This window comes from Terrimonas sp., assembly GCF_003075435.1.
GTDB lineage: Bacteria > Bacteroidota > Bacteroidia > Chitinophagales > Chitinophagaceae > Agriterribacter.
In genome coordinates this window covers 1-15679 of the sequence record NZ_QCZJ01000034.1, presented here as the reverse complement: position 1 = coordinate 15679, position 15679 = coordinate 1, and the positions used below count along the sequence as shown (strand labels likewise).

Here is a 15679-nt window from a genome sequence, read left to right as displayed (position 1 = left end):
GGTAAAGATATGATATCAGGCTGAATTACAGGGCTGATACTTAAAATTTATCGCGCAAAGCTATTGATTTAATAAAAAAGGGAGAAATAATATCTTCATTATTTCTCCTTTTTATATATGTAAGTATGAAATTTCAAAAGGCTATCCTCTTCTCACCCTGCCTTCAGCATTTCCTCCGGAAGACCTGCTGCTCCTGCCACCATCGCCTCCTGTGCTGCGGTTGCTGCCTGCCGGTCTGTCAAAACTTCTTTGCTGGGCAGGCTGCTGCCTCGGCTGATCAAAACTGCGTTGCGCCGGCTGTTGCTGTCTTGGCTGGTCAAAACTCCGCCGGGCAGGCTGCTGCTGTCTTTGCTGTTCAACGTTTCTTTGCTGTTGTGCCCTCGCTGCATTGTTATTCTGGGATTGTGCTGCCTGCGCTCTTTCTGATCTGTTAAACACCGGCTGCTGGCTATTTCCTTCAGCAAGTTGTCTTCTGACAGGTTCATTGTTTCTTACATTATTATCTCCTGAAGGAAAAGTTGCCCTGGAATTCCCATTACTACTATTGTTTGTATTACCTGCACTTCTGTCAAAACCTCTTGAAGGTCTTGAGCCATTCTGATTATTGATCACTCCATTGTTTGATGGCTGTCCATTAGCTACCCTTGGTGAACGGCCTCCATCAATAGAACCGTCGTCTCTTCTTACAACAGATGGCCTGCTGTTATTATTTACACCTGCATTTCTCTGAACAGATGGGCGGGCATTACCGTATCTTCCGGGCGAAGATTGTGGTGTTCTGGTATAAGAACCTATTCTGCGATTGTCTCTTGTTACTACATCCCTTCGATTATTATAAATATTATTATTGCGATAAATGTTCACGTTATTTACAATATAGGTATTACCACCGCGACGTCCATAGTATCCACCATAATAACCGCCATAATTATAATGGCCTCCATAGTATCCATTCCAGCAGTAAGAAGGGCGATAGATAGATGGTCCCCACCATCCGCCCCAATAACCCCACGGACTGTATGAACCAAAACCCATATTGAACCATCCCCAGTTATAATTAAAGCCAAAGCCCCAACCTGTCCACGGGTTGTAATGCATATTGAATCCCCATGTGTATGGACGTGCAAAATAATGTCTTCCCCACCAAGGGCGGTAATAATAACCCGTACCATATACTACTGTTGGACCATATATATATGTATTAAGATATCCGGGGGTATAGCCCATGTATACGTAATCAGGAGTTACATCGTAAACATAAACATATTTCATTCCGTATACCGGGTAACTGGCAGGAATATATGTAACTGCATAGGGACGCTCAACTGCTACACTCCACGGGCCTGTAGCGCTATATGATTGAAACCACACACCATTATCTACCGCGTAATAATTCCCTCTCCAGCGTATTACCTGCCCGGATGTATTTACAGCATAATCCATATCAGTGCCCTCAATGTCTTCAAACTGAGGATCTCCGTCATATTGAATATCTGCTTTCGCGTTCCGGCGATCTACTTTTGCCGTTTGAGGTACCTGGGCATTCATCACCGCATCTTTCGCAGCAACTGTTCCTGCCACGCTTGCCAGCACATTATCTTTAGGAGACCCTTCGGGGATTTTGGCAAAATCAGCAGGCAATTTATCAGAAGCCATATACTGCCATTTACCATCAAGCGCTGAGGAGCGATACCAACGTCCGGAAAGCAATACATAATACTGCTGACCATCTACATCCATAAAAATATCGTTGTTTGAATTCTTTACATACAAAAGGTTTGTTCCCTGTATTGATGTAAAATTAGGTTCGCCATTTGATTGTAATAATTCTGCAGGCTCAATACTTACAATAATATTTGAAATGATATTATCATTGTCTTCCTGCTGCACATTATTCTCTTTATTTGCAGCGGCTATATCAGTTTGAATTGCTTCAAGGTTGGAGGGAACATTTGTGGTAAGGCTGAAAGGACCGGTTGCAGCATTAGCTACATACCAGTGTTTACCACCATACAAATAAAATCTGTTATCATTATTCTTAACAATAATAAAAGGAGTGTTTACAACAGCCTGAACATTCCATTTACTGTTCATCTGCAGTTTAGGCGCACCATCAATTACTACAAGTAATGAAGGTTTGCTGGTATATAATATTTTAGGAGGATTGTTATTAAACCCTGAGGCCAACCTGGTTTCTTCCTGGTCAAGCTTTAAGGCATTACTGATTTCACTTACGGGGAGCGATAAATTCCAGCGTGTCATTGCAGTTGCTATATCATTACGCAACATATCCAGCTTGCTCTGCTCTGTTTCATTCGGAAGCTTTACTTCACTGATATTTACAGACTGCACATTGAACTGCTGCCCCTGTGTGCTGGCATCAGCATTAAACCATATCATTCCGAAAACAGGATCATCACTGTTTTTACTTAATACTGAAATAGCGGCGTTTGCCTGGAGATTACCATTTGTATACGCTTCGGGCTGCCACTGATAAATTTTTACCAGGCTGCCATCTGAAGCAGTGATGGTTTTAGGCCATTCATTTTGGGAAACGCCTGTTGCCGGAAAAATTAACCCGGTAATAACCGAGAGCATAAGCGTGTATAAAGTTTTCATATTTCTAAGTTTAAGTTGCCGGTATGACGATCATACCATTTATTAGTTTAAAAATAACGCATGAAAGATGCATTTGTAACAGTGACTTTGTTAATAATTTAACTAATTCTGTGAAAGAAATGCTAAGAACGATGAACAGCCCTGCCCCTTAGGGCGGGGTATAATAAATTTTTAACCCGCCCTGAAGGGCGGGGAAATGCATATCTCTTTTTCCCTGCCCTAAAGTGCACGGCCATTCATCCCCCGAAGCGTGACGTTATTCATCCCTTAAGTTCTATGGAAATCTTCCCGACCTCAAAACCAAGGCAATTTCAAATCTCAAATATTATAATGTAAACTTATACCCTACCCCCCTGATGGATTGGAAATAACGTGGATTCCGGCTGTCTTCTTCAAAGTATTTCCGGAAACTGAGAATAAAGTTGTCTACAGTGCGGGTAGTGGGATAAACATTATATCCCCAAACGGATTGCAGTATCTTCTCGCGGGGTACTACATCATTTTTATTTTCAAGCAACAGCTTCAGCAGCATTACTTCTTTTTTACTCAATTCAATATTTTCACCCCTGAAGTTGGTAGCTGTTTGCGCCTTGAAATCAACTGTATTTTTACCAAACTGGTAACGGTCTTCTATTGTTTCTTTATCCTGGAGCTTTTTGTTTTTGTTGATCAGTTTTTGAACCCGCAGTAGTAATTCTTCAAGATTAAAAGGCTTGGTAATATAATCATCTGCGCCCTTTTTTAATCCAAGCACTTTATCAGCATTGGTGCTTTTAGCGCTCAGCATTAATATAGGCACATCATTATTTTTCAATCTCACATTTTCGGCTACGCCAATACCATCAAGCTCCGGAAGCATTACATCAAGAATAATAAGATCAAAATACTCTTCATTTATTCTTTTCAATGCATCAGAACCATTGCCTGCACAGGTTACTTCATACCCTTCCAGCTCAAGGTTGAGCTTTAAGGCTTCCTGTAAATTTTCCTCGTCTTCAACCAATAAAATATATCCCTGTTTTTTTTGCGTGCTCATAATTATGCTGGTTCTGCGGTGTGTAGTGTAATTGCAAAAATACAACCGGAGGGTATATTATCAGTAACCTTTATGATGCCGCTATGGTCTTTTATAATTTTTTTAGTAAGGTATAATCCAAGCCCGGTTCCCTTGGTTTGCCTGGTGTTTTCATTACCGCTACGATAGAACTTCTCAAATATCCTTTTCTTTTCTGCGCCTGATATGCCTTCACCTTCATCTTTTATCTCAAGCAAAACATTGCTATCATTTTTTTTCAGGCTTATGGTAACTACTTTTTGCCTTCCGGAATATTTTATCGCATTATCTATCAGGTTATTTACTGCCAGCTGCAACAGCAGATCATCTCCTTTCACATATATACCTTCTTCGATCTGCTCTTCAACTATAGTAAAAGCAGGGAACCTGGTTTTAAAATAATCTACACTTTCATATACCAATTCTGTAAAATTGATCTCCTGGTTATCGAGCAGGTAATTGCCGGAGTCTATTTGTGAGGCAAGCAGTATATTATTACAAAGGTCATTGAGCCGGTTTGCTTCTTTTAATGTATTATCCAACAACTTCTCCTGCTGGGCGCCCTCAAGTTTACGCTTCAGCATTGTTTCAAGATTAAGTTTTGCAACAGCGATAGGGGTTTTTAGTTCATGCGTTACCGCCATCATAAAATTCTGTTGCTGGTTATTCAGCCGTATCTGTTTCCGCGTAGCACGATATACAAAAACAGCGCCTACCAGAATCAGCAGCATAAACGTAGCGCCCTCACCTATATACTGAAATTCCTTTTTCCTTCTTTCGGTTTCAATTTCAGCAACACGGTTAATATAATCCGGCTGGTCCATTTTAAGCTGCATCATTTTATATGACGACATCTGCTCATTTTGCTTAAGCAGGGATATAAACCAGAATACTAACGCGGTAAGAATATATGTGAGCAGAAACCAATATGCTATGGTAATAACGGTAAGCCGCTTTCTTTTGTATAAGCTTCTCATTATTGCACAACTTTTTCAACCCGTATGCCGGCATTCATTATGTGCTGCAGGGGTGTTTCACGCATAACCTGCTCAATGGTAAAAGTAGTTTTGCCGGGTGTTTTAAACCGGAATGGGTGAGGTGTGATCAACTGTCTTACTTCATATATATCATCCATACCGGTACCAAGCCAAGCTTCATTAGAGGCCAGTGGGATTTCCACACGTTGTTGTTTTACAATATCACCGGGTAGCTGAAACTGCACATTCAGCCATATATTATTATAGCCATAGGCATGCGTATGCCTTAGCGTAACATATATATTATATAGTGATGTGGTATCTGCAATGTCAAAATTCACGGAAGGTTTAAAAGAACGCTCCCATGCCTGATTGGGAATAGCAATGTTGCGCTCAAAAAAATCATTTGTTTTGCAGGATGAAAAATATAAAACAAAAAACGCCGGTGCCAGAACTGAAATTACGCTAAAAGTATACTTGCCCATAGATGTTATATCTTCTTGCTTACAAAACATTTAAAACCTGTTCTTTTGCTTTTTCCAGCTCGTCTTTCATAATTACCACCGCTTTTTGTATTTCAGAATCATACGCTTTTGCTCCGGTAGTATTTATTTCCCTGCCTATTTCCTGTAATACAAACGATAATTTTTTCCCTTTAGCATCTCCGGGCTCTTTTAATAAGGATATAAAATATTCACAGTGGTTTTTCAATCTCACCTGTTCTTCATTAATATCTATCTTCTCAATATAATATATCATTTCCTGCTCCATTCTGTTGCGGTCAAAATTATCCTTGCCTACATTCTCTTCCAGCAGCTTAACTAATCCTTCCCTAATTTTCTGCTGACGCAGTGGCTCAAGTTTAATCACTTTGTTTTGCAGCTCTCTTATATTATTTATTCTTAGCTCCAAATCCCTTTCCAGCATTTCTCCTTCATTAATCCTATGCATATTAATATTGGTTATGGCCTCATTCACCACATCCTGAAAAAGTGCCCATTCATCTTTATCCATTATTTCTGTTGACGGCACCACTACTTCAGGAAGCTTTAACAGCGAGCTGAGAATAGAGCCGGTATCCAGCTTAAGGCTCTCGGCCATTTCAGCTAATTGCTGGTAATACGATTTAGCCAGCTCCGTATTAATCACAACAGGTTTGGCCGCTCCATTTTGCTTTAATGATATGGTACAGTCTATCGTTCCCCTCAGCAATTTTTCTGAGAGCAGGTTCCTGATATCAAATTCATATGCTTTTAACAGCGAAGGAAGCTTCAGCAAGATCTCAAATTGTTTCCCATTCAGCGATTTAATTTCAACGAGGAAGGTTTTCTTTCCTATCGCTTTTTCAGCACGTCCGAAGCCGGTCATTGATTTAACCATGTTTTCTATTTATAGCAAGGTAATTTATTTTCCGAAGAGTTGACGATAGATTGTATTTCCTGACAAGGCTTTAATATCACCCGGCTGCAAATCTCCTATAGTAATATTACCTATCGCACTTCTTATTAAACGCAATGTAGGAAAACCAACTGCTGCTGTCATCTTCCTTACCTGCCTGTTCTTGCCTTCAGTAAGGGTTAATTCAATCCATGATGTTGGAATATTTTTCCGGTAACGTACCGGAGGATTTCGATCTGGTATTAAGGGTGCTCCATTTATGAGCGTTGCTTCGCAGGATTGCGTGCGATATGTTTTGCCATTTATATTAATGTCAATGCCGCCCTGCAATTTCACCAACACTTCTGTTGTTATCTGTCCATCAACCTGCACCATATACTTTCGTTGATGTTTAAACAAAGGGTTTAGTAATTTATGATTTAATGCTGCATCATTGGTAAGTATAAGTAAACCCTCGCTATCATAGTCAAGTCTTCCCACAGGATAAATATCTCTTCCGGGGGAAAAGAGATCTTTCAAACACCGCTTGCCATCCACTGATGTAAACTGTGAGAGCACCATGTAAGGTTTATAGATAATGTAGTATGAGTGATGCATGTGCAAATAAAAAGCCCCCGGTTAACGGGGACTTTTATTATATGGATGGGTTAGTAAGTACCGGGAAATAAATTTCCCGACACAATATTAAAAATAATTTTTACTACCAAGAAAAAAAATCAAATAAATTTTATACACATTTTTAATATTGTTTCTGTGGATATCAACCCGCTCATCGAAAATTTTGATGCCTGCTCAAACCTGTTTGCGGATATTTTTTCTTCATCGCCTATACTGCATACACAGATTTTATTTCTGCCAAGCATGTCCTTAATATCATCTTCTTTGTTTATTGTTACATACACACAGCCTGTAATGCTTAGCTGTTACAGGTTTCAGGAGTATAGCATTAAAACATGCAACAGGTTATAAAGCATAAACAACAGCAGAATTACTTTGCAATAATCTTGCAATGCTGATTTACTTTTGTAAAAAATCGCTTCATGAAATTTCCATCTCCTGTTTCGGTACAATGGGTTGCTGATTTAATAGGTGCCCGGATTGCCGGCAACCTCAATGCCCATGCAACCGGTATTAACGAAATTCACAGGGTTGAACAGGGTGACATTGTATTTGTTGACCACCCTAAGTACTATGATACCTGCATTAACTCTGCGGCAACCTGCATCATTATAAATAATGAAACTACTTTTCCGGAAGAAAAAACTTTGCTGATCACAGAGCAACCATTTGAGGCCTACCTGGCTATAGTGAAACATTTCCGGCCTTTTATTCCTCAAACACAAAGTATACACAACTCAGTAATTGCAGGAGAAGGAACTGTTATATACCCGGGCGTTTTTATTGGCAGCAATTGCATTATAGGGAAGAACTGCATTATTCATCCTAATGTTACCATTCTTGATCATTGCATAATAGGAGACAATGTAGTTATTCAGGCAGGAACAGTTATAGGCTCGGATGCTTTTTATTATAACACTAAAAAAAATAGGGAGGTATGGTTTAAGAAGATGGAAAGTTGTGGAAGAGTAGTTATTGAAGATGATGTTGAAATAGGCTCCGGTTGCACAATTGATCGTGGTGTAACAAATGATACTGTAATTGGTAAAGGCACCAAGATGGATAATATGGTGCATATAGGCCATGATACTATTTTAGGAAAGAACTGTTTGTTAGCAGCACAGGTTGGCATTGCAGGCGGTGTGGAAATAGGCAACGGAGTAACACTTTGGGGACAGGTTGGCGTAAGCAAAACACTTACGATCGGCGATAATGCCGTTGTATTGGCACAAAGCGGGGTGCCATCATCATTAGAAGGAAATAAAACTTATTTCGGTTATCCTGCAGAAGATGCCGGACTTAAAAAACGTGAACTGGTTTGGATAAAACGTATCCCGGAATTATGGAAAAAGGTGATGGGGTAGCGCGTAATTTATGATTTAAATGCCCCGCATAGTTTCGCTTTGTAGTTGATGTGGTAGTTAATATAGTTTGGAGCTATCCTACCGCACCAAAAAGATGAGGGCTTTAGCTGGATTTCAACCATCTTTCATATTTGTTCGGCAGTAATGATTATATACCTGTGTACAGCGTAGCAACCGCAGGCAGGGAAAAGAGCGCGGTGCTGCAGCGCTATTGCCATTAATATGTCTGCCACATCCAACAACAAATCCGGACCTGGCATTTTCACATTCTCACACTTCCACATTCTCACATTTTCAAATCATCACATTTTCAAATCTCCCTTCCCTTGCTCAAAGAAAATTTTATTATCTTCAAATTGCATATGCGTAATATCAGTAAGGTCTCACCATTCCTTTTTTGTTTATTGGTGCTTCTTCATTCCTGCGTAAGCAACAACAAACAAGATGATACAGCTTCAATAAATGCGGTTCCCCGGCTTTCTTACAAACTGGTTAATACCTACCCGCATGATACTTCAGCATTTACAGAAGGGTTAGCCTGGTATAAAGGAAAATTATATGAAAGCACAGGTTCGCCTGATAATATGCCTCACACCAAAAGTTATTTTGGAGTTGTGGATATTAAAAGCGGTGTTGTTAAAAACAAAATTGAGCTTGACAGAAAAATATTTTTTGGAGAAGGCATTGCCATTATCAACGACACAGTATTTCAACTCACCTATAAAAACAGGAAAGGCTTTTTGTATAATGTAAATACACTGCAAAAAACAGGGGAATTCAGTTATAACAATAAAGAAGGCTGGGGACTGACAACGGATGGTAAGCGTCTTATTATGAGCGATGGTACGGATATGATTACCTGGATTGATCCGCACAGTTTTAAAGTTGAAAAAGCATTACGGGTTTCAGAAAACGGAAATGCAGTTAGCAACCTGAATGAGCTGGAGTATATTAACGGCTATATATTTGCCAATGTATATACCACAAATACAATAGTAAAAATAAATGCGGAAACAGGAGAAATCATTGGGAAATTAGACTTGTGGAATATTGATAAAATGGCGAGAGATGAATATCCGAAAGCATTGCACATGAACGGTATTGCTTATGATAGCACAACAAATAAACTATTGGTTACCGGTAAAATGTGGCCGAAGTATTTTGAACTGGAGTTGCTGTAAATTTTATTGCAGATGATTCTCCAGCACCCTCGCCAATTGTTTTACTGCTTCATTATTTTCGGCCATTGCGCCTTTTGAACGAACAGGTAAAATAGATACGCCATTATAAATGCTGTAATGCAGCGTGAGCTTTTGCCCGTTAAAAACAAAATCCCAGTACGAAGTGTTGGAGTCGTCAATCTTATTTGTGAAGTTAACATTCAGCTTATCCGTTAGTAATCCGGCAACACCGTAAAACTTATCAAAGCCGCAGTTTTCATCGATTATAGCTTCTATACAACCATAATCATTACGCAGGGTCAGGTTCATGGTTTATAAATTTAAAGATGATCTAATTCTTAAACGACTTAGCCTTGGGCACTTTCTCGCCGCTGAGAACCCTCTCTGCCCCAACGCTTTTTCCGTTAGCAGGGCAACCGTACTTCGCGGAGCATCCGCTTGTATACGACATTATTAAGAGACTACTTGCTGCATACAAGAGTAATTTTTTCATAGCATCTGGTATTAAATAAGCTGTATCAAACAGATTTATTACTTATTCTAAACGATTAATGAGCATTTTTGGTATGCAAAAATACCAAATCTCATTTGCCGGGTAAGTACAAAATATTTATTGTTCAGCTATATAATTCGCAGAGCTGCAATAGTGTTTTAAAAGGATAAGCGATATTTGCTACTTAAAACAATATAACCGATAAATATATATATGTTACTGGCTACAGACCTGGATGGAACTTTTTTAGGGGGAACTGAAGATGAACGCAAAAATCTCTATCATTTTATTAACAAACATACTGATATAGCGCTTGTTTTTGTAACAGGCCGCGGATTGCACAGCGTGCTTTCGCTTTTCACAGGAGACCTTATGCTTCCTGTTCCTGAATGTTTTATTTGCGATGTGGGAGCTACTATTCTTAACGGTGACACGCATGAGCCCATTGAGCCAATACACAGCAGCATTGAAGCAAAATGGCCGGGCAAACAAAAGATATTAGAAAAATTAAAAGATGTGCCCGGGCTTATTCCGCAGGATGTGCCGCAGGAAAGGAGATGTTCTTTCTTTTTTGATGAAGATATTGACCGGGAAAAACTTGAGCAAACTGTGCAATTATTGAACTGCGATCTTATAATGTCTGCTGATAAATTTGCCGATGTACTCCCCAAACACGTTAACAAAGGAAACACTTTAAAGCAATATATTACATTGCTTAACTATCCTGCAGATGAGATACTGGTTGCAGGAGATACGTTTAATGACCTCTCTTTATTTGAAACAGGATACAAAGCCGTAGCCGTTGGGAATTCAGAGCCCGGACTTATCAGCGCCACAAAAAACAAACCCCATGTTTATCATGCAAAAAATGAGGGCGCAGGGGGAATATTTGAAGCGTTGGAGCATTTCGGGTTTATTAGCTGAGCTATCTTCCTGTTCGATACTTTTTTTAATTTTGGCTCAAATGTTTTTATGAAACACGCTAAACCTTATGCCCTGGGCAAATTATGGTTACCATTATGGGGTATAATATTCCTGTTTTCTTCCTGCGTCCATATAAATTCATCACATCATTTTGCGTATGCACCCTCTGCCATCAATGCTCCTTTTTTAAAAGAGAAAAATCAGCTCAGGTTATCTGGTAATATTACATTGGGCGAAGGTGATGAGGATAACAGCAATAGTTTTTCAAATTATGGCAAGCACCTGAGAACGGCATATGCCATCACTGATCATTTTGGTGTTACAGCAGCATATGCTACCTCAAAAGAAAAGGATTCATATAATCCCAGCTTTCCTGAGTTATCCAAAACAATAGCTTACCGGCGTAGTTTAGTCGAGATAAGTGCAGGCTATTTTACAGCCGTAAATAAGAAAAAGAACCTTTACCTGGAGTGTTACGGTGGATATGGACCGGGAAGAAACAGGATAACGGAAAGCTACGAATACCCTGATACCGCTAATTATGCCGGAGGTTTTTTTAACAACAATTACCACCTGTTGTATATACAACCTGCAATAGTGCTTCATCATGAAAATATTCTGCAGATGGGAATTTCGCTTCGTACAACTATGATAAAGTTTGGACCAGCTTCAACCAGTTATCGTGAAGATGTGTTGAGAGATAGCGATGTGAGACTATACGGGCTCAACAAAGAGCCTTATGTTTTTTTTCAACCGACTTTGAGCTTTAGAATACCATTATCAAAAAGAGGAAAGTTGAATTTAAACCTGGAAGCAACCAGGTCATTCCCGTTATCAGGAAAAAATATATATACCCGGGAAAATATTTTGTTGTTGGGACTTACCTATTCTCCTCTTTCCGGAAAATAAATGCCCCGCAAATTTTATTCAGGTATTCTTTGGCTGGTCTTATATTTTTAGCCTATATTTCTTTATAAATTCAATTCAATGCCTGAAAAAAGATTTCAACCTTTTGTAGCACCTGAAACCAAAATGGCTGAGTTTACCATTAAAGCCATTATCACGGGTTCTGTTTTTGGAATTATATTTGGCGCGGCAACCGTATACCTTGCGTTAAAGGCCGGACTTACAGTATCTGCTTCCATACCCATTGCGGTAATGGCGATAACATTAAGCCGTTTGTTTTTAAAAACCACGATTCTTGAAAATAATATTATTCAGACAACAGGCTCAGCGGGCGAAAGCATTGCAGCCGGCGTAGTGTTTACGCTGCCTGGTTTTTTATTTTTAAGCGATAAATCCAACGAGAGTTACTTTAACTATATTACTATACTGGCGCTTGCCATGCTTGGTGGTGTGCTTGGCACATTGATGATGATACCATTAAGAAGACCTTTAATAGTAAAAGAACATGATACGCTTCCCTACCCTGAAGGAACGGCCTGCGCATCTGTTTTAAAAGCTGGTGAAAAAGGCGGGCATTTTGCCAAAACTGCATTCAGTGGTTTAGGCGTTGCGTTGGCATATGCATTCCTGCAAAAAGTTTTTCATGTAATTGCCGAAACGCCTGCATTCATGACGAAGCAGGTAAATAAATTTTTGCCATCAGCAAAAGTGAGTGGGGAAATTACGCCGGAATATCTTGGTGTTGGATATATTATTGGGCCTAAAATCAGCGGTGTATTGGTGGCAGGCAGTGTACTGGCTTCATTCGCGCTTATACCCTTACTGGCAACGCTGGTACCACCAGAAACTATAGCCGGGCAACTCGTAAAGCTTGGCGTACTGGCAGATATTACAAAGCCCGGAGGCAGGGGCGGCTGGAGTCCCGATACAAGAAGTTTTACTGATTTTTCTGTCGCAATCTATTGGGCATATATACGGCAGATAGGCGCCGGTGCAGTAGCCGCAGGCGGGTTTATTACACTGATAAAAACAATTCCAACTATTGTTGCTTCTTTCAAAAGCAGCGTGGGCTCTTTAAATAAAAAAGGAGATACAACAGGCAGCGAGCTGCGTACAGATAAAGACCTGAGCCTGAAAGTTGTTGGTATCGGCAGTATAGGGCTGATATTGATCGTTTCTGTATTGCCTTTTATTCCCGGAGATAATTTTTTCAGTCGTATACTGGTTGGCATACTCATCATTCTGTTTGGTGCTTTATTTGTTACTGTATCATCCCGCATCGTTGGTTTGATCGGCTCATCCAACAATCCCATTTCAGGAATGACAATAGCTACCATACTCGGCACCTGCCTGATATTTATTGCAGTTGGCTGGACGGGCAAAATGTACGAACCGATGGTATTGGTAGTAGGAGGAATGATCTGTATTGCTGCCGCTAATGCCGGTACAACATCGCAGGATCTGAAAACAGGATATTTGGTTGGCGCTACGCCAAAATACCAGCAGATGGCATTGTTTATTGGTGCAATTGTATCTTCTCTTGCCGTTGGGATAACGATAAAAGTTTTGGATACCCCTACGCCTGAAATGGTAAGCCAGGGAATTCATCATGCTATCGGCCAAACAAAGTATGCTGCTCCGCAGGCAACATTAATGGCAACCCTCATCAAAGGCGTACTGTCTTTTAATCTTGACTGGCAATATGTATTAGTGGGTGTTTTTATTGCCATTGTTGTTGAATTATGTGGTATAAAGGCACTATCATTCGCAATCGGTTTATACCTTCCGCTGGCAACAACATTGCCTATTTTTATAGGAGGCGTTATACGGGGTATTGTTGACTATAAGCAGAAGAAAAAAGGCGAGCAGCTTTCTCCTGAAGAAGAAGACCTGGGTAAGGGAAATTTGTTTGCTACGGGCCTGGTAGCCGGTGGCGCTATAGCAGGGGTGATTGTGGCATTTCTCTCTGTAAACGGTACTATTGCAAACTGGTTGTCAAAAATTAATCTTGAGCATGATCTTTCTTCTTTACTTGGCGGAGCATTGGGTTATGAAATTTTAGGCGTAATATTTTTTGCAATACTTGGTGTGATATTATACAGGGTGGCAACAGGGAAGAAAGCAGAAGCGTAGGTTTACCTTACCCAACCTTAGTGTTAAGAAACACGAATACTGTTTATGTAACAGTACACAACAAACTACTTAAGGTATGAAAAAACTACTCCTCGGGTCAATTGTCCTGACTTTGTTCTCAATTTCTATATTGTTATTCCAGATCAGTTGCCGCAAAGAGGTATCCGCAAGAAATATGGGAGATGGAACCGCCGCCAAAGTTTTGATGTCTAAAGATGTAGAAGTAAAGTATTTTGTGCAAACCGGTGTTGATTCTTTAAATAACCCGCATTTTGATGAGCGGATATTTACCTGTCTCGAATTTTATATTTTGAAAGATGATGAAACTGCACGCGCTAAAATAAACATTAGCTTACCACCTGATGAATATCCATGGCTCGAAGCATGTCTTTCAAAGGATGGCAGCAAAATATTTTTTGGTACTTACCATAAAATTAAAGGATACTCAGGTGTGTACGCCTGCAATGTTGACGGCAGTGATGTTCACATGATAGGTGATGAAAGTTTTTTTCTGCGCGATGTGAAATAGATTAATCTATCCTGTTTGCACCAAAATAGCCATGCAGCACCCCGGGCAGCGCTATATGGTTTTCCTGCTGGTTGTTTTCAAGCAGGCACGCAACTATACGGGGCAGCGCCAGTGAGCTTCCGTTAAGCGTGTGTGCCAGCTGATTTTTGCCATGCTGATCTTTAAAACGGATTTTTGCCCTGTTTGCCTGGTAAGCTTCAAAATTACTTACCGAGCTTACTTCAAGCCATTTTTCCTGTGCAGCGCTGAACACCTCAAAATCATAGGTAAGAGCAGAGGTAAAGCTCATGTCGCCACCGCAAAGTTTAAGAATACGGTAAGGCAGTTCAAGTGTATTCAGCAATCCTTCAACATGGGCTACCATTTCTTCCAAAGCATCGTAACTTTTATCAGGATGTGCGATCTGTACAATTTCTACTTTCTCAAACTGGTGTACCCGGTTAAGCCCGCGCACATCTTTACCAAAGCTGCCGGCCTCCCTTCTGAAACACGGGGAATAAGCCGTCATTTTTACCGGCAATAATGCTTCTTTAATAATTTCATCACGATAAATATTGGTTACCGGCACTTCAGATGTAGGGATCATGTAAAAGTTATCTTCCGGCATGTAATACATCTGCCCTTCCTTATCAGGCAACTGCCCTGTTCCGTAAGCAGACGCCTCATTTACCATAAAAGGCGGCAGGTATTCCGTGTAGCCGGCTTTTGTATTGTAATCAAGAAAATACTGAATAAGTGAACGTTGCAGTTTAGCACCCCTACCTTTATAAAGCGGAAAGCCGCTGCCTGTAATCTTTGCGCCGGTTTCAAAATCAATGATGTCGTATTTTTTTATCAGTTCCCAATGAGGAACGGCATTTTGTGGCAAAACCGGTTTGTTTCCTCCTTCCCGCACCACCACATTATCTTCAGGTGTTTTGCCCGCAGGCACTTTTTCTGAAGGGATATTAGGCAACCTGATCAGCTCAGCCTGTAATTGCTTTTCTGTTTCGGAGAGCTGTTCACTTATCGTGGTTATCTTTTGCTTGTTTGCCGCAACGGCCTGTTTTGCTTTTTCGGCTTCTTCTTTTTGCCCTTTTGCAATCAGTTGTCCTATTGATTTTGAGCTGCTGTTTACAGCAGCCTGGGCGGTATCAAATGCCAGTTGCAGTTTTTTTCTTGTATCATCCAGTTCTATTATTTTATCAACCAGGCTTATATCGGCAAAATGCTTTACCGCTAATCTTTCTTTAACCCATGCTGTGTTCTGCCTGATCGTATTAACCTGTAACATGCTGAAAAATTTTTGCAAATGTAACTGTAAAGCTGGTATTAGCGGTCAGGTATCAGCCTTCAGGTGTTACAAAGCCCACAGCCGTGTCTTGTCCTAGCATAAGTAGACAGATTTAAGAACAAAAAAATCTGTAATACCATGACAAGAGATGTCCAAACGGTGATCCGGTATAGTATTAGCTTTAAGCAAAAAGTAGTCAGAGAGTTAGAA

Annotated in this window: 14 protein-coding genes; 6 read left to right on the top strand and 8 right to left on the bottom strand. The window is 40.2% G+C overall.

The window, feature by feature from the left end:
• Positions 1–141: 141 nt before the first annotated feature.
• The 6 genes from DC498_RS23015 to DC498_RS22990 form a co-directional block, all read right to left on the bottom strand.
• A complete protein-coding gene (locus DC498_RS23015; protein WP_116876509.1) occupies positions 142–2619 on the bottom strand; it encodes a hypothetical protein in 2478 nt (825 codons plus the stop codon).
• 325 nt (positions 2620–2944) lie between these two features.
• Positions 2945–3655: a response regulator transcription factor gene (locus DC498_RS23010; protein ID WP_116876508.1), complete on the bottom strand. Its 711-nt coding sequence runs from the start codon at positions 3653–3655 to the stop codon at positions 2945–2947.
• 2 nt (positions 3656–3657) lie between these two features.
• Positions 3658–4650: a sensor histidine kinase gene (locus tag DC498_RS23005; RefSeq protein ID WP_116876507.1), complete on the bottom strand. Its 993-nt coding sequence runs from the start codon at positions 4648–4650 to the stop codon at positions 3658–3660.
• On the bottom strand, positions 4650–5165 hold the full coding sequence (locus tag DC498_RS23000) for a gliding motility lipoprotein GldH (RefSeq protein WP_116876506.1): 516 nt from the start codon (positions 5163–5165) through the stop codon (positions 4650–4652). Before DC498_RS23000 ends, DC498_RS23005 begins: the two co-directional genes overlap by 1 nt.
• Positions 5155–6030: a YicC/YloC family endoribonuclease gene (locus DC498_RS22995; RefSeq protein WP_116876505.1), complete on the bottom strand. Its 876-nt coding sequence runs from the start codon at positions 6028–6030 to the stop codon at positions 5155–5157. The genes DC498_RS23000 and DC498_RS22995 overlap by 11 nt, the downstream gene beginning before the upstream one ends.
• Before the next feature lie 24 nt (positions 6031–6054).
• Positions 6055–6645 (bottom strand): pseudouridine synthase, encoded by a 591-nt coding sequence (locus DC498_RS22990; RefSeq protein WP_116876504.1) that lies wholly within the window; start codon positions 6643–6645, stop codon positions 6055–6057.
• Between the two features lie 443 nt (positions 6646–7088).
• Between DC498_RS22990 and DC498_RS22980 the strand changes: the two genes are divergently transcribed.
• Positions 7089–8030 carry a UDP-3-O-(3-hydroxymyristoyl)glucosamine N-acyltransferase gene (locus DC498_RS22980; protein WP_116876502.1) on the top strand — a complete coding sequence of 314 codons (942 nt, stop codon included), beginning with the start codon at positions 7089–7091 and terminating at the stop codon, positions 8028–8030.
• Positions 8031–8392: 362 nt separating this feature from the next.
• Positions 8393–9211 (top strand): glutaminyl-peptide cyclotransferase, encoded by an 819-nt coding sequence (locus tag DC498_RS22975; protein ID WP_133176957.1) that lies wholly within the window; start codon positions 8393–8395, stop codon positions 9209–9211.
• A gap of 3 nt (positions 9212–9214) precedes the next feature.
• On the opposite strand, the gene DC498_RS22970 is transcribed toward DC498_RS22975, so the two are convergent.
• On the bottom strand, positions 9215–9520 hold the full coding sequence (locus DC498_RS22970) for a DUF3630 family protein (RefSeq protein ID WP_116876500.1): 306 nt from the start codon (positions 9518–9520) through the stop codon (positions 9215–9217).
• A gap of 397 nt (positions 9521–9917) precedes the next feature.
• Here DC498_RS22970 and DC498_RS22965 point away from each other — a divergent pair, with 397 nt between their 5' ends.
• The 4 genes from DC498_RS22965 to DC498_RS22950 all read left to right on the top strand — a co-directional run bounded on the left by DC498_RS22965 (position 9918) and on the right by DC498_RS22950 (position 14196).
• Positions 9918–10628, top strand: a complete 711-nt coding sequence (locus tag DC498_RS22965; protein ID WP_116876499.1) for an HAD-IIB family hydrolase — start codon at positions 9918–9920, stop codon at positions 10626–10628.
• A 48-nt stretch (positions 10629–10676) separates the two neighbouring features.
• The gene (locus DC498_RS22960) at positions 10677–11537 is read left to right on the top strand and encodes a hypothetical protein (RefSeq protein ID WP_116876498.1); all 861 of its coding nucleotides are present in this window, start codon (positions 10677–10679) and stop codon (positions 11535–11537) included.
• A 78-nt stretch (positions 11538–11615) separates the two neighbouring features.
• The gene (locus tag DC498_RS22955; protein WP_116876497.1) at positions 11616–13667 is read left to right on the top strand and encodes an OPT family oligopeptide transporter; all 2052 of its coding nucleotides are present in this window, start codon (positions 11616–11618) and stop codon (positions 13665–13667) included.
• Positions 13668–13743: 76 nt separating this feature from the next.
• The gene (locus DC498_RS22950; protein WP_133176956.1) at positions 13744–14196 is read left to right on the top strand and encodes a hypothetical protein; all 453 of its coding nucleotides are present in this window, start codon (positions 13744–13746) and stop codon (positions 14194–14196) included.
• Between the two features lies 1 nt (position 14197).
• On the opposite strand, the gene serS is transcribed toward DC498_RS22950, so the two are convergent.
• Complete coding sequence (serS, locus tag DC498_RS22945) at positions 14198–15469, bottom strand: serine--tRNA ligase (protein ID WP_116876495.1); 1272 nt, start codon at positions 15467–15469, stop codon at positions 14198–14200.
• Positions 15470–15679 lie beyond the last annotated feature (210 nt).